At 62.1% G+C, this 19,586-nt stretch carries 18 protein-coding genes; 9 read left to right on the top strand and 9 right to left on the bottom strand.

Features of this window, described 5'->3' with window-relative positions:
* Window positions 1-92: 92 nt before the first annotated feature.
* The 3 genes from rpsI to QTA58_RS00960 all read right to left on the bottom strand — a co-directional run bounded on the left by rpsI (window position 93) and on the right by QTA58_RS00960 (window position 2,193).
* Window positions 93-560 carry a 30S ribosomal protein S9 gene (gene rpsI, locus QTA58_RS00970; RefSeq protein WP_085423009.1) on the bottom strand — a complete coding sequence of 156 codons (468 nt, stop codon included), beginning with the start codon at window positions 558-560 and terminating at the stop codon, window positions 93-95.
* Between the two features lie 2 nt (window positions 561-562).
* Complete coding sequence (gene rplM / locus QTA58_RS00965; RefSeq protein WP_085423441.1) at window positions 563-1,027, bottom strand: 50S ribosomal protein L13; 465 nt, start codon at window positions 1,025-1,027, stop codon at window positions 563-565.
* Between the two features lie 815 nt (window positions 1,028-1,842).
* Window positions 1,843-2,193 (bottom strand): hypothetical protein, encoded by a 351-nt coding sequence (locus QTA58_RS00960; RefSeq protein ID WP_289671359.1) that lies wholly within the window; start codon window positions 2,191-2,193, stop codon window positions 1,843-1,845.
* Window positions 2,194-2,280: 87 nt separating this feature from the next.
* Between QTA58_RS00960 and QTA58_RS00955 the strand changes: the two genes are divergently transcribed.
* The 3 genes from QTA58_RS00955 to QTA58_RS00945 all read left to right on the top strand — a co-directional run bounded on the left by QTA58_RS00955 (window position 2,281) and on the right by QTA58_RS00945 (window position 4,591).
* Window positions 2,281-2,709, top strand: a complete 429-nt coding sequence (locus QTA58_RS00955) for a CoA-binding protein (protein WP_289671357.1) — start codon at window positions 2,281-2,283, stop codon at window positions 2,707-2,709.
* A gap of 223 nt (window positions 2,710-2,932) precedes the next feature.
* The gene (locus QTA58_RS00950; protein ID WP_289671355.1) at window positions 2,933-4,216 is read left to right on the top strand and encodes an O-acetylhomoserine aminocarboxypropyltransferase; all 1,284 of its coding nucleotides are present in this window, start codon (window positions 2,933-2,935) and stop codon (window positions 4,214-4,216) included.
* 30 nt (window positions 4,217-4,246) lie between these two features.
* Window positions 4,247-4,591, top strand: a complete 345-nt coding sequence (locus QTA58_RS00945) for a cupin domain-containing protein (protein ID WP_085423011.1) — start codon at window positions 4,247-4,249, stop codon at window positions 4,589-4,591.
* A 4-nt stretch (window positions 4,592-4,595) separates the two neighbouring features.
* Here the strand turns inward: QTA58_RS00945 and QTA58_RS00940 are convergent, their stop codons facing one another.
* Window positions 4,596-5,072 carry a MarR family winged helix-turn-helix transcriptional regulator gene (locus tag QTA58_RS00940; protein ID WP_289671354.1) on the bottom strand — a complete coding sequence of 159 codons (477 nt, stop codon included), beginning with the start codon at window positions 5,070-5,072 and terminating at the stop codon, window positions 4,596-4,598.
* Between the two features lie 154 nt (window positions 5,073-5,226).
* Here QTA58_RS00940 and QTA58_RS00935 point away from each other — a divergent pair, with 154 nt between their 5' ends.
* Window positions 5,227-6,036, top strand: coding sequence for an SDR family oxidoreductase (locus QTA58_RS00935; protein ID WP_289671353.1), 810 nt, complete (start codon window positions 5,227-5,229; stop codon window positions 6,034-6,036).
* Window positions 6,037-6,107: 71 nt separating this feature from the next.
* Here QTA58_RS00935 and QTA58_RS00930 read toward each other — a convergent pair whose 3' ends face one another.
* From QTA58_RS00930 to QTA58_RS00910, 5 genes are all read right to left on the bottom strand, one after another.
* On the bottom strand, window positions 6,108-6,509 hold the full coding sequence (locus QTA58_RS00930; protein WP_289671351.1) for a type II TA system antitoxin MqsA family protein: 402 nt from the start codon (window positions 6,507-6,509) through the stop codon (window positions 6,108-6,110).
* Window positions 6,506-6,811, bottom strand: a complete 306-nt coding sequence (locus QTA58_RS00925; RefSeq protein ID WP_289671350.1) for a type II toxin-antitoxin system MqsR family toxin — start codon at window positions 6,809-6,811, stop codon at window positions 6,506-6,508. The genes QTA58_RS00930 and QTA58_RS00925 overlap by 4 nt, the downstream gene beginning before the upstream one ends.
* A 35-nt stretch (window positions 6,812-6,846) precedes the next feature.
* A complete protein-coding gene (locus QTA58_RS00920) occupies window positions 6,847-8,106 on the bottom strand; it encodes a cytochrome P450 (RefSeq protein WP_289671349.1) in 1,260 nt (419 codons plus the stop codon).
* Window positions 8,107-8,146: 40 nt separating this feature from the next.
* The gene (ggt, locus tag QTA58_RS00915; protein ID WP_289671348.1) at window positions 8,147-9,901 is read right to left on the bottom strand and encodes a gamma-glutamyltransferase; all 1,755 of its coding nucleotides are present in this window, start codon (window positions 9,899-9,901) and stop codon (window positions 8,147-8,149) included.
* A 99-nt stretch (window positions 9,902-10,000) separates the two neighbouring features.
* Window positions 10,001-11,251, bottom strand: coding sequence for a GGDEF domain-containing protein (locus tag QTA58_RS00910; protein WP_289671347.1), 1,251 nt, complete (start codon window positions 11,249-11,251; stop codon window positions 10,001-10,003).
* Window positions 11,252-11,621: 370 nt separating this feature from the next.
* On the opposite strand from QTA58_RS00910, the gene clpP reads away from it, so the two are divergent.
* The 5 genes from clpP to QTA58_RS00885 all read left to right on the top strand — a co-directional run bounded on the left by clpP (window position 11,622) and on the right by QTA58_RS00885 (window position 19,512).
* A complete protein-coding gene (clpP, locus tag QTA58_RS00905) occupies window positions 11,622-12,254 on the top strand; it encodes an ATP-dependent Clp endopeptidase proteolytic subunit ClpP (RefSeq protein WP_085423019.1) in 633 nt (210 codons plus the stop codon).
* Window positions 12,255-12,539: 285 nt separating this feature from the next.
* Window positions 12,540-13,817, top strand: a complete 1,278-nt coding sequence (clpX, locus tag QTA58_RS00900) for an ATP-dependent Clp protease ATP-binding subunit ClpX (RefSeq protein WP_085423020.1) — start codon at window positions 12,540-12,542, stop codon at window positions 13,815-13,817.
* Window positions 13,818-14,223: 406 nt separating this feature from the next.
* Window positions 14,224-16,644: an endopeptidase La gene (lon, locus tag QTA58_RS00895; protein WP_085423021.1), complete on the top strand. Its 2,421-nt coding sequence runs from the start codon at window positions 14,224-14,226 to the stop codon at window positions 16,642-16,644.
* Between the two features lie 202 nt (window positions 16,645-16,846).
* Entirely contained in the window at window positions 16,847-17,122 is a 276-nt protein-coding gene (hupB, locus tag QTA58_RS00890; RefSeq protein WP_085423022.1) for a DNA-binding protein HupB, read from the top strand.
* A 197-nt stretch (window positions 17,123-17,319) separates the two neighbouring features.
* Window positions 17,320-19,512 (top strand): esterase-like activity of phytase family protein, encoded by a 2,193-nt coding sequence (locus tag QTA58_RS00885; RefSeq protein WP_289671346.1) that lies wholly within the window; start codon window positions 17,320-17,322, stop codon window positions 19,510-19,512.
* The last annotated feature ends 74 nt before the right edge of the window (window positions 19,513-19,586 follow it).

Below are 19,586 nucleotides of genomic sequence, written 5' to 3'. Positions count from 1 at the left end.
CAGGAGAATAATTCAAGCTCCGAGCCAGAGACCGAAAAACGAAAAAGGCGGAGCCGAAGCCCCGCCTTTCGCAAGTCCAAATCCAGAAGCGATCAGCGCTTGGAGAACTGGAAGGAGCGGCGGGCCTTGGCCTTGCCGTACTTCTTACGCTCGACGACGCGGCTGTCGCGGGTCAGGAAGCCACCCTTCTTGAGAACCGAGCGAAGGCCCGGCTCGAAATAGGTCAGCGCCTTGGAGAGGCCGTGGCGCACGGCGCCGGCCTGACCGGAAAGGCCGCCGCCGGTGACGGTCGCGACGATGTCGAACTGGCCGCCGCGGTTCGCAGCGACGATCGGCTGCTGCAGGATCATCTGCAGGACCGGACGGGCGAAATAGGCGGAGAAGTCCTTGCCGTTGACGATGATCTTGCCCGAGCCGGCCTTGACCCAGACGCGGGCGACGGCGTTCTTGCGCTTGCCGGTCGCGTAGGAGCGGCCGAGATTGTCGACCTTGCGGACGTGGACCGGAGCCTGGTTTTCGGCCGCCGGAGCGAGATCCTTCAGAGAGGAGAGATCGGCCATTATCAGGCGCTCCTTACATTCTTCTTGTTCAGCGCGGCGATGTCGAGGGCGACCGGCTGCTGTGCTTCATGGGGATGGTTGGAACCGGCATAGACGCGCAGGTTCTTCATCTGGCGACGGCCGAGCGGACCGCGCGGGATCATGCGCTCGACGGCCTTTTCGATGACGCGCTCCGGGAAGCGGCCTTCGATGATCTGGCGCGCGGTGCGCTCCTTGATGCCGCCCGGATAGCCGGTGTGCCAGTAATAGACCTTGTCGGAATATTTCTTGCCGGTGAGGGCGACCTTTTCCGCATTGATGACGATCACGTTGTCGCCGTCATCGACATGGGGGGTATAGGTGGCCTTGTGCTTGCCGCGGAGCCGGTTGGCGACGATGGTGGCGAGGCGACCGACGACGAGACCTTCGGCGTCGATGATCACCCACTTCTTCTCCACCTCGGCGGGCTTCTGAACGAAGGTTGACATGATTTTCTCTTTCATCTGGACCCGCGACATCCGAAAGTCGGACGCGAAGGCGTTTCTTGTTGCTTGGATTGCCGGCCGATCACCTGTTGGCAAAAGGGCGGCAAAAAGAATGCGGGCCCGCTAAGGTCCGCAATCTGCGGCGCTTATACCGGGGCGGTGCGAAAGCGTCAAGATGGCCGGTTCGCAAGGAGTGAAAATAGATATAGTAAAATCAATGGCTTATCAATGTGGTCTTATAATACCACATCTTCTTCGGATCAATTGAAGCGCTCAGGGGCGCCTGAGCCGGCGGCTTTCCGACCTTTTCATGAAGGGCGGCTAGCTGAGGCGAGGCGGACATCCGGGTCTTTTCGGGAACTTTCGAGAAAGCTGCTGGGCACAATCGGATGTCGTGGCCGCTTGGCAAGCCTCATTCTGGGGAGGTCGCCTCCCGAAATCTCACTCGCAAAAAAATGGGGTAGCCGCTACTTGTGTGGCCAGCTGCACTGCAAATATACAATTAATAATTGTATTCGAGGCGGAGAAAATAGCCCGTTCGGGAATGACAAAAACCCCTAAAAATTTATTGGTTTTGATGAGACTATTGGGATAAGTCACGTTTTCTATTCATATTTTTTGCTGTGCTGCGGGATTGCATGGAGATGATTCGTTGAAGAACTTATAGAATTAGATTTAACTAATGAAAATTAGTAGCATATTCTAATTCAACTATGAGGTGATGCTAATATGAGATCGTACGGAAACGGAAAATTTTGGGAACATTTGCAGAACCCATTGTTTCTGCTGGGGTTTACGATTTTTTGATCAAATTTCGGCTAAAATCGGAAGCAGCCCGGCTGCAGCGGAAAACAGTCTTCCGGGTCGGGTCTTCTTTTGCAGGCGCGAACGGGGCAGCTCGGCGTATCGGCGGTGGGCACCGCCGCGCGGTCGGCGAATTCGTGTCCGTCGCAGAAGCGGCTGTCGGCGACATAGCGATCGTAGAGGGTGAGTCGCGCCCCGTTTTGGGAAGGGTAGCGGAGGATGGCGGCGCCTTCGCGGGCGATCGTCCGCTGCACGGCGGCACAGGACATGCCTGTCGAATTGTAGCGCGAGACGGCAAGCGCAGGCTCGGCCGCGAGCAGCGCCGCGCAGACGGTGAAGGCGAGGCCTGCAAGAATTTTTTTCATGACCTTCATCCCTTTTGACAGGCTGCCGACTTACATAGGGCGGAAGGGTCGTGCCGCCAGCGGCACGCCACCACGGGAGCCCGCCGCATGAACCATGACCGTTACGACAATACTTACATCGCCGACATCCTGAAGACGACCAGGACCATCGCGCTTCTCGGCGCCTCTCCGAACCCGGATCGGCCGAGCAACCGGGTCATGGGTTTCCTGCTGTCGAAGGGCTATACGGTCTTTCCGGTCAATCCCGGCCAGGCGGGCAAGCAGATCCACGGCCGGACGGTCTACCGGACGCTGGCGGACGTGCCGCAGCCGGTCGATATGGTCGACGTCTTCCGTGCCGCCGAATATCTGGACGGCGTGGTGGACGAGGCGCTCGCGCTGGAGACCAGGCCCAAGGTCATCTGGGGGCAGCTCGGCGTCCGCGACGACAAGGCGGCCGACAGGGCGGAGGCGGCCGGCATCAGCGTCGTCATGGACCGCTGCCCGGCGATCGAATATCCGCGCCTCGTCGCCTGATCTCGTCGCCGCCCGATCTCACCGTCACCCGATCTCACCGTGAACTGTCGGCAAGCCGTTCCGGCCGCGGCGGTCGTTGCCCATCGTCAACTCCTCTCTATTTCCAAGGAGGACGGGTTCCGCGGAAAGATATGCCTTGATCGCCGCCGCTCGCCGGGGTCTGCTGGAGGGAAGGACGAATGCCTTTCAAAAGGGAGGCGCCTTTCAAAAGGGAGGGATGAGGATGCCGACGATCAATCCGGGATTTTCGACACTGGCCGTGCATGCGGGCGCGGCACCCGATCCGGCGACCGGGGCGCGGGCGACGCCGATCTATCAGACGACGTCCTTCGTGTTCGAAAATGCCGACCATGCCGCAGCCCTCTTCGGCCTGCAGCAGTTCGGCAATATCTATACCCGCATCATGAACCCGACCCAGGCGGTGCTGGAGGAACGCGTCGCCGCGCTCGAAGGCGGCACGGCGGCGCTGGCGACCGGCTCCGGCCATGCGGCGCAGCTGCTGACCTTCCACACGATCATGCAGCCGGGCGACAATTTCGTGGCGGCGCGCAAGCTCTATGGCGGCTCGATCAACCAGTTCGGCCATGCGTTCAAAAGTTTCGACTGGCAGGTCCGCTGGGCCGACACGGACGATCCGGCAAGCTTCGAGAACGGGATCGACGAGCGCACCCGCGCCATCTTCATCGAAAGCCTTGCCAATCCCGGCGGCACTTTCGTGGATATAGCGGCGATCGCCGGGATCGCGCAGCGCAACGGCATACCGCTGATCGTCGACAATACGATGGCGAGCCCCTATCTCGTCCGGCCGCTGGAGCACGGCGCCGACATCGTCGTCCATTCGCTGACGAAATTCCTGGGCGGCCACGGCAATTCCATGGGCGGCATCGTCGTGGACGGCGGCACGTTCGACTGGTCGAAATCCGGCAATTACCCGATGCTCTCGGAGCCGCGGCCGGAATATGCGGGCATCGTGCTGCACCAGACCTTCGGCAATATCGGCTTCGCGATCGCCGCCCGGGTGCTGGGTCTGCGCGACCTCGGCCCGGCCATCTCCCCCTTCAACGCCTTCATGATCCTCACCGGCATCGAGACCCTTCCCTTGAGAATGCAGAGACAGTGCGACAACGCGCTTGCCGCCGCCAGATGGCTGAAGAGCCATCCCAAGGTCACATGGGTGAGCTATGCCGGCCTGGAGGACGACCCGAACCATGCGCTGCAGCAGCGCTACTCGCCCAAGGGGGCAGGCGCCGTCTTCACCTTCGGCGTGACGGGCGGTTACGAGGCGGGAAAAACCCTGGTGGAAGGGCTGCAGCTTTTCTCGCACCTCGCCAATGTCGGCGACACGCGGTCCCTGGTCATCCATCCGGCCTCGACCACTCACCGGCAACTGACGGAGGAACAGCAGATCGCCGCAGGCGCCGGACCGGACGTGGTCCGGCTCTCGATCGGCATAGAGGACATCGCCGACATCATCGCCGACCTCGATCAGGCGCTTTCCAAGATTTGAATGTGGCCAAGGTTTGGATTTGAGGCGAGCATGAGCGACTGGATCAAGTTCGATATCGAAGCGGTCGATCCGGAGGAGGGCGCGCCTGCTCCCGACCGGCTGATTTCCGGCAATCCGACCTTCCGCACCTGGAATGTCGAGGAGGCGGAAGGCGGGCTTTATGCCGGCATCTGGGAGGCGACGCCCGGCAAGTGGAAGATCGTCTATGACGAATGGGAGTATTTCCACATCCTCTCCGGCCATTCGATCGTCACGGAAGAGGGCGGCGAGCCCGTTCATCTGAAGTCCGGCGACAGCATGGTGCTGAGACCGGGCTTCAAGGGAAGCTGGGAAGTCGTTGAAACGACTCGCAAGGACTATGTGATCCGGGTTTGAAACGTCAGTCCGCTTCCCCTTTGCCGAAGCTCCTTGCAAAATCCGGCGAAGAGATGAAGGCGAGGGTACGCCGCAGCTCTTCCGACTTCTCCTTGCCGAAAGCCCTGTCGAACCGGTCCTGGGCGACCTGCCAGCGGGCGGTGAGCTCCCGCTGCTTCGCCGTGCCGGTCTCCGTCAGGCGCACGCGCTTCACCCGCCGGTCGCTGCCGTCCGGCACCAGTTCCACCAGCCCGTCGCGCAGCAGCGGCTTCAGCGTGTGGCCCAGGGCCGAGAGGTCCATCACCATGGCTTCCGCGAGGTTCTTCAAGCTTGGGCTCCCGGAGCGGGCGATCTGCGAGAGAAGCGAGAATTGCGTGCCTTTGAGGCCCGTGTCGCCCATCGCATCCTCGTAGAGCTGGCCGAGCTGCCGCGAGGCGCGGCGCACGGCGCTGTTGCTGCAAAGGAGCCAGATGCCGTCTTCGATATGCCTGTCGTCCGTCATGTTCCGTCCTGATGTCGGGTTCGGCAGAATGCCCGCTTTTGGCCGACGCTTCCACTCCCGATAAAAATTTGCGGGCCTCCTCTTGCGGTCTTGCGGCCTCCTTTTCATATATAGTGGCATATGCCAGTAAATTCCAATCGAAGGAGATGGACCCATGACAAAGGCATCGAAACTCGGAACCGCACTCGTGACCGGCGCATCCTCCGGCATCGGGGCGACCTATGCCGACCGGCTTGCAAAGCGCGGTTACGATCTCGTTCTCGTTGCCCGCGACGCCGAGCGTCTGAAGGCGCTTGCCGAGCGGCTCACGCGGGAGAACGGCATTCAGGCGGATGTTCTGCGCGCCGACCTGACCGAGCGCGCCGACGTGCTTGCGGTGGAAAAGCGTCTGCGCCAGGACGGCTCGATCACGCTCTTCGTCAACAATGCGGGCATCGGGCCCAAGGGATCGTTGCTGACGAGCGCCCCCGACTATCTCGACCGGATGGTGGAGCTCAATGTCACGGCCGCGAACCGGCTGGCGGTCGCCGCCGCCCAGGCTTTCGTTAAAAGAGGCGAGGGCGCGATCATCAACACGGCCTCCGTCGTCGCGCTGTGGCCGCAGGCCTTCAGCGGCACGTACACCGCCAGCAAGGCCTTCGTCCTCATCCTGACGGAATCGCTCGCGGCCGAACTTGCCGGCACCGGCGTGCGCATCCAGGCGGTCCTGCCGGGCCTGACCCGTACGGAAATCTTCGACCGCGTCGGCGGCTCGTTCGACAACATGGACCCGAACATGGTGATGGACGTCACCGACCTGGTCGACGCGGCGCTTGCCGGTTTCGATCAGGGCGAGTTGATCACCATTCCCTCGCTCGCGGACAAGGCGCTTTATGACAAGCTCGAAACGGCCCGCGGCGAGTTGCGGCCGCACCTCTCATTGAGCAGGCCGGCTGCGCGCTATCTTGCTGCTGCCGCTGCCTGATCGCGACATCTGCTAACAGCGCCTGGAATTTCATGCGACGGCTGGCACAGGCATGCACCGGCCGTCCCGCGTCAGGCCGCGCGAATTTCCTGAAGGAGTTCGGGATGTTTGTCGAGAAGCTTCAACAACTTGACCAACGCCACGGGAGGCTTCGTTTTCCCGTTTTCATAGCGGGAAAACGCGTTGACGCCGCCGCCGAAAATGTCGCCGGCTTCCTTCTGGTCCAGCTTTAGCTTCTTGCGAACGGATGCCACGAACGCTGGATCGACGCTGCCAGCGTTCACTTGCTTGTTAAATTCCAGCATGGCGGCATTGATCCGCCTGGCTTCGGCGTCGCCTAGAACGATCTCGCCGCAGGCCGCGCAAAAATCACCGGTTACACTCGCGATCGTGGTCTCTTCCCCTTTATAGGAGTAGGGCAAGTCACGGGTCTGGCGGGAAAGTTCTGCCTCACCGCAAGCCGGGCACTTCATTCGTTCAACTCCTTGAAGGACACGATCAGCACGTCATCGACGACGGTCAGTTTCAGATAAATCCGCCCCGCCTTCGTCATCGGCCGATATACATCCTGCCAGACCTTGTGGTCGGCATAGGTCGTCATCGATTTGTAAAAGTCGGTAAGGGTCAACGCCAGAACCGTCTCGTACATTTCGGAAAGCGTGAAATCGAGCCGCGATGCGCCAGCCAAGGCGGAGTAGGTCGTACGGACCTGACCTGCTTTGACAAGCGATTTCACTCTTTCCAACGGGCAGTGCGCCTTCCGCTTCTCGTTCATAAAATAACCTATTAGGTTAATTATTCAAGATGCCGTCACCAGGCCAAGTCCAGCCGCTCCAGCCCGTGGAAATGGTAGACGTCCTTCACCGTCGGCGTCCTGGCGATTCTCATTCCGGGCAGGCGCTTGAAGAGGATCGGCAGCACGGTGTTGAGTTCCAGCCGGGCGAGCGGTGCGCCGATGCAGAAATGGATGCCGGCGCCGAAGGAGAGGTTCGGCGCTTCCTGGCGGTCGGGCTTGAAGGCGAGCGGATCGGAGAACTTCTTCGGATCGAGGTTGGCCGCGGCGAGGATGAGGCTCACCTTGTCGCCGCGCTTGAAGGAAAGCCCGTCGATCTCGACGTCTTCGAGCGCCCAGCGCTGGAAGATGTGCACCGGCGCGCAGATGCGCAGCGTCTCCTCGACGGTCTGTTCCGTCATCGCCTCGTCGCGGAAGAGATCGGCAGGCGCCACCCCGCTTTTCCGGCCGCTTTCCAGGATGACCCGCACCGAATTGCCGATCTGGTGGACGGTCGCCTCATGGCCCGCGTTCAAGAGCACGATGGTGGTCGAGACCAGTTCGTCGTCGGTGAGGTACTGGCCCCTGTGCTCGGTATGGATCATGTGGGTGAGCAGGTCTTCGCGCGGCGCTCTGCGGCGCTCGGCGACAAGGCCCTTCACATAGTCTGCAAATTCCTTCGCCGCGCGGTCGGCGGCATGTTCGTCCTCGCGCGTCCGCTTGAACATGTACATGCCGACATAGGCATGCGACCAGGCAAGAAGCTGCGGTCCCATCTCGTCCGGAATGCCGATCATCCGGGCGATCATCGTCACGGGAATGATGTCGGCGAAGGAGGAGAGCAGTTCCGTTCCGCCGTCCTTCTCGAACCCGTCGATGAGCTTTTCCGCAAGCGCGGCGATCTCCGGCCGCAGCCTTTCGATATGGCGGGAGACGAAGGCGCGGTTGACGAGGGTTCTGAGCCGCGTGTGTTCCGGCGGTTCGATCTCCAGCAGCGAATGGCGCTCGGCAAGGTCGAAGTTCTGAAGATGCGGCTGGGGCGCCGGCAGGCCGAGTGCCTCGCGGCTGGCGATATGCAGGATCTGCCTGCCGAAGCGCCGGTCGCGCAAAAGCCCGTTCACATGGTCATAGCCGGTGAAGAACCATTGCCGCTGCTCTTCCCAGTAGAAGGTGGGACAATGCTCGTGCAGGAGGGCATAGACGCGGTTCGGGTCGCTGTAGAAGGCCGGATCGCGGCCGTCGAGCGAGACGCGGCGGGTTGCGGGATCGATGCGGAGGAAGTCGGGCAAAGCGGTCATGCCCGATGCGTAACGCAATCTCTTATGACGCGGAAGATGCCTATTCGCCCACCGCGACACCCTCGCGGCGCGGATCGGCGCTGCCTGCCAGGCCGTTCGCCGTGATCTCGATCGTATGCAGGCCGGAATTCATCTCGCCTGGCTTCACCTCGTAGCCGAGCGCCTTCAGCGGTTCGGCCATCTGCTCGGCCGCCGTGCCGGCCTCGATCTCGTAGGTTCCGAAACGGTTGATGAGATGCGGCTGGGCGACGATCTGTTCGACCGGCATGCCCCAGTCGATATAGGCGATCAGGGCCTGCGCCACGTAGCCGATGATCTGGCTGCCGCCCGGCGAGCCGATGGCGATGAGCGGCTTGCCGTCCTTCATGACGATCGTCGGCGACATGGAAGAGCGCGGCCGTTTCCCCGGCTCGACACGGTTTGCGACGGGCAGGCTGCCGTCATGGGTCTTGAAGGAGAAATCGGTGAGCTCGTTGTTGAGCAGGAAACCGTTCGTCATCAGGCGCGAGCCGAAGCCGCTTTCGATCGTGGTCGTCATAGAGACGACATTGCCTTCCTTGTCGACGATCGCGAAATGGCTGGTGGACGGGAGTTCGATCGCGGCGTCCCGGCCGAAGAGGAGCGCATGGTCCCATTCCGGTTCGCCGGCCTTCACTGCATCCGCCGCAAGCGCCTTGTCTCCGTCGAGAAGCGCCGCGCGCTGGCCGAGATAGTCTTTCTTCAGGAGGCCCTTGATCGGCGAGGGCACGAAATCCGTGTCGGCGAGGTAGCGTTCCCGATCGGCGAAGGCGAGACGCTGGGCGTCGCCGATGATGCGCCAGCTTTCGGCATTTAGCGGCCCGAGCCCTTTGATGTCGAAATTCTCGATGATGCCGAGCATCTGGCCGATGGCGACGGCGCCGGAAGAGGGCGGCCCCATGCCGCAGATGTCGAGCGCGCGGTAGCTGACGCAGACCGGTTCGCGTTCCTTGATCCGGTAGTTGGCGAGATCGGCCACCGAGAGCACGCCCGGATTGCCGGCCGCCTCGCGCACCGTTTTGACGATCGCCTCCGCGATCGGGCCGTTATAGAAGGCGTCGGCTCCGCCGGCCGCAATGGTTTTCAGCGTTTCCGCATAGGCGGGGTTCTTGAGGACCGCGCCGGCCTTCAGAGGCGCACCGGATGCGTCGTAGAAATAGCTCCGCGGCCCGTCGTATTTCTTCAGCCTGTCGCCTTCGGCGGCGATCAGCGATGCGAGGCGGGGGGACACCTCGAAACCTTCGGCCGCAAGGGTCTCGGCCCGTTCGAAAAGGCTCGCCCATTCCGATTTGCCGTAGCGCTTGTGAACCTCGTGGAGTAGCCGCACGGTGCCGGGCGTGCCGACCGAACGGCCGCCGACCACCGCATCCATGAACTTCAGCGGCTGGCCCTGTGCATCGAGGAAAAGTTTCGGCGTCGCCTCCATCGGCGCGGTCTCGCGGCCGTCGAAGGTGGTGATCCTGTTTGCCGCCGCGTCGTAATAGACGAGGAAGGAGCCGCCGCCGAGGCCCGAGCTCTGCGGCTCGACGAGCCCGAGAACCGTCTGCACCGCGACGAGGGCGTCGATCGCGTTGCCGCCCTTGGCGATCACGTCGCGACCGGCTTCCGCCGCCAGCGGATTGGCTGCGGCCACCATGAAGCTCTTCGTTTCGACGCGCTTTGCCGCGCTGAAACCGGTCGCGCGCTCGGGCGCCACCGTATCCGAAGCCTGTTGCGCCAGCGCCCCGGTCGCGACCAGAAGAGAAAGCATGATGCCCGTTGAAGTCTTCATCCACATGGCGGCGCCCTCCGCAGCTTCGATCCCTGAAGTTGATTTGGGTTTCGCGAAGCGGGAGGCAAGAGGGCCGAGGGCAAGAGAGCGGGAGACGGAGGCAGATCAGCGCTTGCCGAGCGCGGCGAGGCGTTTCAGGGCCGCCACTTGGTGGTTGGCGCGCAGGTCGCTTGGCCCTTCCTCCTCCCCCTGACGGTCGGCTGCGGGAACGATGGAAGCTTCCGCGCCGGTATCGATCGCGGTCCGGTCCCGGCCGCTTTCCTTGGCGGTATAGAGCGCCCGGTCGGCGGCGCTCAGCAGGAGGTCGAGATCCGCGCCGTCGACTGTCGCAAGGGCAATGCCGGCGCTGACCGTGACCTTGATCCTGTGCTCGCCGGCTATGATCGTCTGGTGCTTGAGGGTGAGGCGGATCGCCTCGGCGATGCTCGCGGCCTCCACCATGTCGGCGACGCGCAGGATCGAGGCGAATTCCTCGCCGCCCATGCCGCCGAAGAGACCGCGTCCGCGCAGTGAAGTCGAGCCGATCTTGGAAAATGCGACGAGCACCGCATCGCCTGCCTGATGGCCGCAGCGGTCGTTGATCTGCTTGAAACTGTCGAGGTCGAAATGCAGGAGCGCGATCAACGGTTTCTCGGCATTGTCGACGCTGCGAAGCCCGTGGAATTCATCGATCAGGCCGCGCCTGTTGAGGGCGCCGGTCAATGGATCGGTGACGGCGAGCGCCTTAAGCTTCTCCTCGGAGCGTTCGGTGAGCATTTTTCCGCCGCTCATGATGCCGGCGATGAAGCAGAAGGCGGCCGGGAAGAAGAGCCAGGCGGCATTCGGGGAGGTTTCGAACGATTGCGCGTCGGCAACGACGCTCATAGCGGCGACCACGCCGCTGGAGATGAGCTGGATTCCGATGAAGCATGCCATCAGGCGCCGCGTCGTCCTGGATGCGCCGTTATGCCGGAGGAGGAGGCCGACCATGATCGCATAGCCGACCATGGCCGCGCCGTTGTAGAGCGCGACGCGGTTCGAGAAGTCCTCGCGCACGGGGTTGAGGAACATGCCCGCCACCCAGATGAGCGCCGGAATGGCGACATAGCCCTGCACGGGTTTGTTGTCGAACTGCAGGAGGCCGGTGATCCATAGGCCCATGCCCGCAAGCGCCATCGTATTGGCGATCTCGATGGAGACGAAGTCGGGGATGTCGCCGCGAAGCGCGACCAGCGCCACGCCGGCGCCGTGCAGCGCGAAGCCACCGCCCCAGCTCAGGTAGAAATCATCCCGTTGGTAAAGCCAGCGTGACCAGAGAAGAGCGGCAAGCGTCAGCGCTTCCGCCGCCCAGATCATCAGCCCCGTCAAAATATCCACGCCTAACCCCTGCGTCCCGTTCCGGACGGGGGCAACAATGAATGAGAGTCTTTAAGACGAAGTTGCCGGGCCACCGAAATCCGGCACATCCTGCAGGGTAAAGCAGGCGAGAGCCGCGCGCCTTCACGCCTGCTTTACCCTGACCGCGCAAAAATGTGTGCGCGCCCGCAGGCGGACCTTCCGGCGGGCTGCGATGTCGGGAAATCGTCCCTATGGCGGGCTCTGCCTTTGAGGTTCAGCCCGGCCAATTAAGGATATCGGGCGCTCCGTCTTGAAGTACCGGGCGTTGACACTCTATGTAGGGGATGACCCATTCTATTTGATTCCGGAGCGCCTGGCTGCCTTCGGCAAGTGCTGACAAAGGACGGACATGAGAAATCCAGTTGATACCGCAATGGCCCTGGTGCCGATGGTCGTAGAACAGACCAATCGCGGTGAGCGCTCCTACGACATCTATTCGCGCCTTCTGAAGGAGCGCATCATCTTCCTGACCGGCCCGGTGGAAGACCATATGGCGTCGCTCGTCTGCGCCCAGCTTCTCTTCCTCGAGGCGGAAAACCCGAAGAAGGAAATCGCGCTCTACATCAATTCGCCGGGCGGCGTCGTCACTGCCGGCATGGCGATCTACGATACGATGCAGTTCATCAAGCCTGCCGTATCGACGCTGTGCATCGGCCAGGCGGCCTCCATGGGCTCGCTTCTGCTGGCCGCCGGCGAGAAGGGCATGCGTTTCGCCACTCCGAACGCCCGCATCATGGTCCACCAGCCGTCGGGCGGGTTCCAGGGTCAGGCGTCGGACATCGAGCGCCATGCCCGTGACATATTGAAGATGAAAAGGCGCCTGAACGAGGTCTACGTGAAACATACCGGCCGCACCTACGAGGAAGTCGAGAAGACCCTCGACCGCGACCACTTCATGGATGCGGACGAAGCACAGGAATGGGGCGTCATCGACAAGATCCTGACATCGCGTCTGGAAATCGAGGGCAGCTCCGGAGAATGAGGGCGATGGCGTAACCGTGGTCTCACCCCGTTGTGAGCAAAAAAGGGTTTCAAGTCCCACGGAAAACGCTATTAGTACCTATTAATGCTATGTTGAACTTTTATGACATGGCGTACGTTTCTTTAGGGGTTTCGTTGCCGCCGATCTGCATAATGTGCCCGGATCGGTAGAGTACCCCTAGGGCAAAGCAGGCACGTGAGGCCCGTCGGGCGCGCGTGCCGGCAGGCGGTAAAATGGACAGCGCCCGTTTTTGACGTGAGCGTGGAGTGCTGGAAGGAAAGTGATATGAGCAAAGTCAGCAGCGGCAACGGCGGCGACTCCAAGAATACCCTCTACTGCTCTTTCTGCGGAAAGAGCCAGCACGAGGTCCGGAAACTGATTGCCGGGCCGACCGTATTCATCTGCGATGAATGCGTCGAACTGTGCATGGACATCATCCGCGAAGAGAACAAGACCTCGATGGTCAAGTCCCGCGACGGCGTTCCGACGCCCCAGGACATCATCAAGGTCCTCGATGAATACGTCATCGGCCAGAAGCAGGCCAAGCGCATTCTGTCGGTCGCGGTGCACAACCATTACAAGCGCCTGGCGCATGCCTCCAAGGGCGGCGACGTGGAGCTGGCGAAGTCGAACATCATGCTGGTCGGCCCGACCGGCTGCGGCAAGACCTATCTCGCCCAGACGCTCGCCCGCATCATCGACGTGCCCTTCACCATGGCTGACGCCACGACGCTGACCGAGGCCGGTTACGTCGGCGAAGACGTCGAAAACATCATCCTGAAGCTTCTCCAGGCTGCCGACTACAATGTCGAGCGCGCCCAGCGCGGCATCGTCTATATCGACGAAGTGGACAAGATTTCCCGCAAGTCCGACAACCCGTCGATCACCCGCGACGTCTCGGGCGAGGGCGTGCAGCAGGCGCTTCTGAAGATCATGGAAGGCACGGTCGCTTCCGTGCCGCCGCAGGGCGGCCGCAAGCACCCGCAGCAGGAATTCCTGCAGGTCGACACGACGAACATCCTGTTCATCTGCGGCGGCGCCTTCGCCGGCCTCGACAAGATCATCTCCGCCCGCGGCGAGAAGACGTCGATCGGCTTCGGCGCGACCGTCAAGGCGCAGGACGAGCGCCGCGTCGGCGAAGTGCTGCGCGAGCTCGAGCCGGAGGACCTGGTGAAGTTCGGTCTCATCCCGGAATTCATCGGCCGTCTGCCGGTTCTGGCGACGCTGGAGGACCTTGACGAGGATGCTCTGATCCAGATCCTCTCGGAGCCCAAGAACGCGCTCGTCAAGCAGTACCAGCGCCTGTTCGAGATGGAAGACGTGGACCTGACCTTCCACGAGGACGCGCTGCGCGAGATCGCCAAGAAGGCGATCGTCCGCAAGACCGGCGCGCGCGGCCTGCGTTCGATCATGGAAAAGATCCTGCTCGACACCATGTTCGAGCTTCCGGCGCTGGAAGGCGTGCGCGAAGTGGTCATTTCCGAGGACGTGGTCCGCGGCACCGCGCGTCCGCTCTACATCTACGCCGACCGGCAGGAAGAGAAGGCCAACGTTTCGGCCTGATCGTCTCCGCCACGGATGTCGTTCTGAAGAGGCCCCCGGCGGGGCCTCTTTTCATGCCGGCATCCGGTCTTGCTTTTTTTGCTTATTCCACCATTTTCGCTTCGCGAAGAGTTGCGCCGCGTTCATCTTGCATTAGAAGCTGTGCGGGAAGATCATAGTCATGCCGGCTGCTTCGCCTGCTTCTGGTGCAGGTCCGCATCGCCGGCAATCGCGTCCCGTGTGCCTTGGCGTTCTGCATGAAGCGTTGTGAACACGCTTTGTAATACCACTGTCACAAAGCTTTCGCGGCGGCGGCCTTGCAAGGCTTGAAATCAATTTTCAAAAACTCCACTTTGGGCGGGAGTGAAGTGCCTGGGTCATCGGCCCGGGACGTATCCCGGAAACGGGACGATGGAAAGGAAATGAAATGACGAATTCAACGTCTGCGGCACCTGGCGGCGAAACCTATCCGGTGCTGCCGCTGCGCGACATTGTGGTCTTTCCGCATATGATCGTGCCCCTGTTCGTCGGACGGGAGAAATCCATTCGCGCCCTCGAAGAAGTCATGGGTTCCGACAAGCAGATCATGCTCGTCACCCAGATCAACGCCGGCGACGATGATCCCGAGCCGTCCGCGATCTACAAGGTCGGTACGGTCGCCAACGTATTGCAGCTTCTGAAGCTTCCCGACGGGACCGTGAAGGTGCTGGTCGAAGGCCGCTCGCGCGCCAAGATCGACGGCTACACGGATCGCGAGGAGTTCTACGAGGCGCGGGCGCATACCCTCGGCGAACCTGAAGAGGACGCCGTCGAGGTCGAGGCGCTCTCCCGCTCCGTAGTCTCCGAATTCGAGAACTACGTGAAGCTGAACAAGAAGATCTCCCCGGAAGTGGTCGGCGCCGCAAGCCAGATCGAAGACTATTCGAAGCTCGCCGATACGGTCGCTTCGCACCTGTCGATCAAGATCACCGAAAAGCAGGAAATGCTGGAGACCGTCAGCGTCAAGCTGCGGCTTGAAAAGGCGCTCGGCTTCATGGAAGGCGAGATCTCCGTCCTGCAGGTGGAAAAGCGCATCCGCTCGCGCGTCAAGCGCCAGATGGAGAAGACCCAGCGCGAATATTACCTCAACGAGCAGATGAAGGCGATCCAGAAGGAGCTCGGCGACGGCGAGGAAGGCCGCGACGAGATGGCCGAGATCGAGGAGCGCATCTCCAAGACGAAGCTCTCCAAGGAAGCCCGCGAAAAGGCCGAGGCCGAGCTGAAGAAGCTGCGGCAGATGAGCCCGATGTCGGCGGAAGCCACCGTCGTGCGCAACTATCTCGACTGGCTGCTCGGCATTCCGTGGGGCAAGAAGTCGAAGATCAAGGCGGACCTCAACAATGCCGAGAAGATCCTCGAGCAGGATCACTTCGGTCTGGACAAGGTCAAGGAACGCATCATCGAGTATCTCGCCGTCCAGGCGCGCGCGACCAAGATCAAGGGTCCGATCCTTTGCCTCGTCGGCCCTCCGGGCGTCGGCAAGACCTCGCTCGCCCAGTCGATCGCCAAGGCGACCGGCCGCGAATACGTCCGCATGGCGCTCGGCGGCGTCCGTGACGAAGCCGAGATCCGCGGCCACCGCCGCACCTATATCGGCTCGATGCCCGGCAAGGTCGTCCAGTCGATGAAGAAGGCGAAGAAGTCCAACCCGCTCTTCCTGCTCGACGAGATCGACAAGATGGGCATGGATTTCCGCGGCGATCCGTCCTCGGCGCTTCTCGAAGTGCTGGACCCGGCGCAGAACTCGACGTTCATGGACCATTATCTGGAGGTCGAATACGACCTGTCCGACGTGATGTTCATCACCACGGCGAACACGCTGAACATCCCGGCTCCGCTGATGGACCGCATGGAGATCATCCGCATCGCCGGTTACACGGAAGATGAGAAGCGGGAGATCGCCAAGCGTCACCTTCTGCCGAAGGCCATCAAGGAGCATGCGCTGCAGCCGAACGAATTCTCGGTCAGCGACGACGCCCTGATGGCGGTCATCCAGCAGTATACCCGCGAGGCAGGCGTCCGTAACTTCGAGCGCGAACTGATGAAGCTCGCCCGCAAGGCGGTCACCGAGATCATCAAGGGCAAGACGAAGTCGGTCGAAGTCACCGCGGCCAACGTCCACGACTATCTCGGCGTGCCGCGCTTCCGCCATGGCGAAGCCGAGCGCGAGGATCAGGTCGGCGTCGTCACCGGTCTTGCCTGGACGGAAGTCGGCGGCGAGCTCCTGACGATCGAAGGCGTGATGATGCCGGGCAAGGGCCGCATGACGGTCACCGGCAATCTGAAGGACGTGATGAAGGAATCGATCTCCGCGGCGGCCTCCTATGTCCGCAGCAGAGCCGTCGATTTCGGCATCGAGCCGCCGCGCTTCGACAAGTCGGACATCCACGTGCACGTTCCGGAAGGGGCGACCCCGAAGGATGGCCCGTCGGCGGGCGTTGCCATGGCGACCGCGATCGTCTCGGTCATGACCGGCATTCCGGTCTCCAAGGATATCGCAATGACCGGCGAGATCACGCTGCGCGGACGCGTGCTGCCGATCGGCGGCCTCAAGGAGAAGCTCCTTGCAGCACTCCGCGGCGGCATCAAGAAGGTTCTGATCCCGGAAGAAAACGCCAAGGATCTGGCGGAGATTCCGGACAACGTGAAGAACAACATGGAGATCGTTCCGGTCTCGCGCATGGGCGAAGTGATCCGCCACGCGCTAGTCCGCCAGCCCGAACCGATCGACTGGGACGGCACGGTGGAAACGCCGGTGATCGCCACCGTCGAGGGCGTGGACGACGTCGGAGCGGCCGTCGCGCACTGATCGATGGGGCCTTTTGGTTATGCCAAATTGACACCATCCACGAAAAAAGCCGGCTTTCTGCCGGCTTTTTTTGTGAAAACTAACGCATCCCCCTTGTTTTTCAGGCGATTGCGGAGCTTTTGGGTTGCCAAGGCACGACACCAAATTATTGTCGAGCCCGAAATACATGAGTCGTTCCAAAACCGTTGAAAGGGGTGGAAACATGAACAAGAACGAGCTGGTATCCGCAGTGGCCGAAAAAGCCGGCCTCTCCAAGGCTGATGCCGCATCTGCCGTGGATGCCGTTTTCGAGACTGTACAGGGTGAACTGAAGAAGGGTGGCGATATTCGTCTTGCCGGTTTCGGCAGCTTCTCCGTTTCCCGCCGTGAAGCGTCCAAGGGTCGCAACCCCTCGACCGGCGCTGAAGTTGACATCCCGGCCCGCAACGTGCCGAAGTTCTCGGCCGGCAAGGGCCTGAAGGACGCTGTCAACAGCTAAGGCGGGTGCCTTCGGGCAACCTGTGACACTCGAAAGGCTCGGGCAAGCGCCCCGGGCCTTTTTCATTTCCGGCAGAATGTTCCGGACTTTCGCTCCCCGGCCGAGCAGGCCACCGCCCTAACGTGTGAAAACTGTCATCCGCCTGTCATGCCCGTGGCTCAAAAGCCACCCGTGGTTTCATGGCCAGGAGGGCTCCTATGACATTCCGTATTCACGCCGCGCTGACGGCGGCGCTTCTCGCATCGGCCGCGGCGCCTGCCGGCGCAGAGCAGGTCTTCAACCGCATCGCATCCTTCCCCGTCGCCAATAATCTTCCCGCCGGCAAGGACAAGCTCACCACCACTTCTGCCGAGATCGTCACCGCCAGCGAGGACGGCAATACGCTCATCTATTCCGACAGCCCGCTCGGTGCGATCGGCTTTATCGACATCACCGATCCCAGGGCTCCGAAGGCGCTTGGCGCCCTCACGTTCGATGGCGAGCCGACCTCCGTCGCCTCCGCCGGTTCCAAGGTTCTCGCCGCCGTCAACACAAGCGAAAGCAAGACCAAGCCCTCCGGCGTCCTCGCCGTCGTCGATCTCGCCACGAAGAAGGTGGACCTCACCTGCGATCTCGGCGGCCAGCCGGATTCGATCGCCGTTTCCAAGGACAAGACCTTTGCGGCGATCGCCATCGAGAACGAACGTGACGAGGACGTGAACGACGGTGCCCTCCCGCAGATGCCGGCGGGCGACCTCGTCATCGTCTCCCTGAAGGACGGCACCGCTGACTGCGCTTCCATAAAGCATGTCGCGCTGACCGGGATTGCCGACGTCGCGCCCGAGGATCCGGAACCGGAATTCGTCGCCATCAACGACGCCGGCGAGATCGCCGTCACGCTGCAGGAGAACAACCATGTCGCCATCGTCGACGGCAAGACGGCCAAGGTCGTCGGCCACTTCTCTGCCGGCAAGGCGGATCTGGAAGGCATCGACAACAAGACTAACGGCCAGCTCTCGTTCACCGGCAAGGCTGAAGGCGTGGTCCGCGAGCCGGACGCCATCAAGTGGCTCGACGACAACCGTCTCATCGTGGCCAACGAAGGCGACTGGAAGGGCGGCTCGCGCGGCTTCACCATCTTCGACCGCACCGGCAAGGTTCTCCATGAAGCCGGCGCCTCGCTGGAACGCGAGATTGCCCGCATCGGCCATTTTCCGGAACACCGCGCCAAATCCAAGGGCATCGAGCCCGAGGGCATGGAATTCGCGGCCTTCAACGGCCAGAACTACGTCTTCATCCTGTCCGAGCGCGCCTCGGTCGTCGGCGTCTACAAGGATACGGGCGCGGAGCCCGAACTTGTCCAGCTCCTGCCGTCGGGCGTTTCGCCGGAAGGGGCGGTCGCCATTCCCGGCCGCAACCTGTTCGCCACCGCCAACGAAGTCGATCTCGGCGAGGACGGCGGGGCCCGCTCGCATGTGATGATCTACGAGCTTGCGGAAGGTCAGCCGAACTACCCGACGCTCGTTTCCAACGATGTCGACGGCAACGTGCTCGGCTGGGGCGCGCTCTCGGGCCTGGTCGGAGATGCGGAGAAGGACGGTATCCTCCATGCCGTCAGCGATAGCGTCTACGGCATGCAGCCATCGATCTTCACCATCGACACCACCAGGAAGCCGGCCGAGATCACCGGCGTGGTGCGCGTGACCCGGAACGGCCAGGCGGCCCAGAAGCTCGATATCGAAGGCATCGCGCTGGACGGCAACGGCGGCTTCTGGCTCGCCTCCGAAGGCGACTCCGCCAAGCTCGTCGGCCATGGTCTTTACAACGTCAACGCCAAGGGCGAGATCAAGGCCGAGATCGGCCTGCCGGCCGAGCTGCTCGCCGGCGAGACCCGTTACGGTTTCGAAGGCATCACGACCGTCGGCTCCGGCGACGACCTGACGCTCTGGATGGCAATCCAGCGCGAATGGAAGGACGATCCGAAGGGCACCGTGAAGCTCGTTTCCTACAAGCCGAAGACCAAGGAATGGGGCGCCGTCCGTTATCCGATCGAGAAGGCCGATGCCGGCTGGGTCGGCCTCTCGGAAATCACCGCTTACGGCGATCACGTCTATCTGGTCGAACGCGACAACCAGCTCGGCGACAATGCCAAGCTGAAGAAGCTCTATCGCGTCGCGATCGCCGACCTGAAGCCGGGCAAGCTCGGCGGCGAGCTGCCGCTCGTGAAGAAGGAGGAAGTCCACGACTTCATCGCCGATCTGAAGCAGACCAACGGCTATGTGGCCGACAAGCTCGAAGGCTTCGCTTTCGACAAGTCGGGCAAGGCCTTCGCGGTGACGGACAACGACGGCGTGGACGATTCCTCCGGCGAAACGCTGTTCTTCCCGGTCGAGCTGAAGGCGATCAACTAAGGCTGGCACGAACTGAAACGCAGAGGCCGGGGATGCCCGGCCTCTGCTTGATGACAAACTCTTGCTCGACGTCA

The organism is Neorhizobium sp. CSC1952 (assembly GCF_030378245.1).
GTDB lineage: Bacteria > Pseudomonadota > Alphaproteobacteria > Rhizobiales > Rhizobiaceae > Neorhizobium > Neorhizobium oryzae_A.
This window is presented reverse-complemented; position numbering and strand designations above follow the sequence as displayed.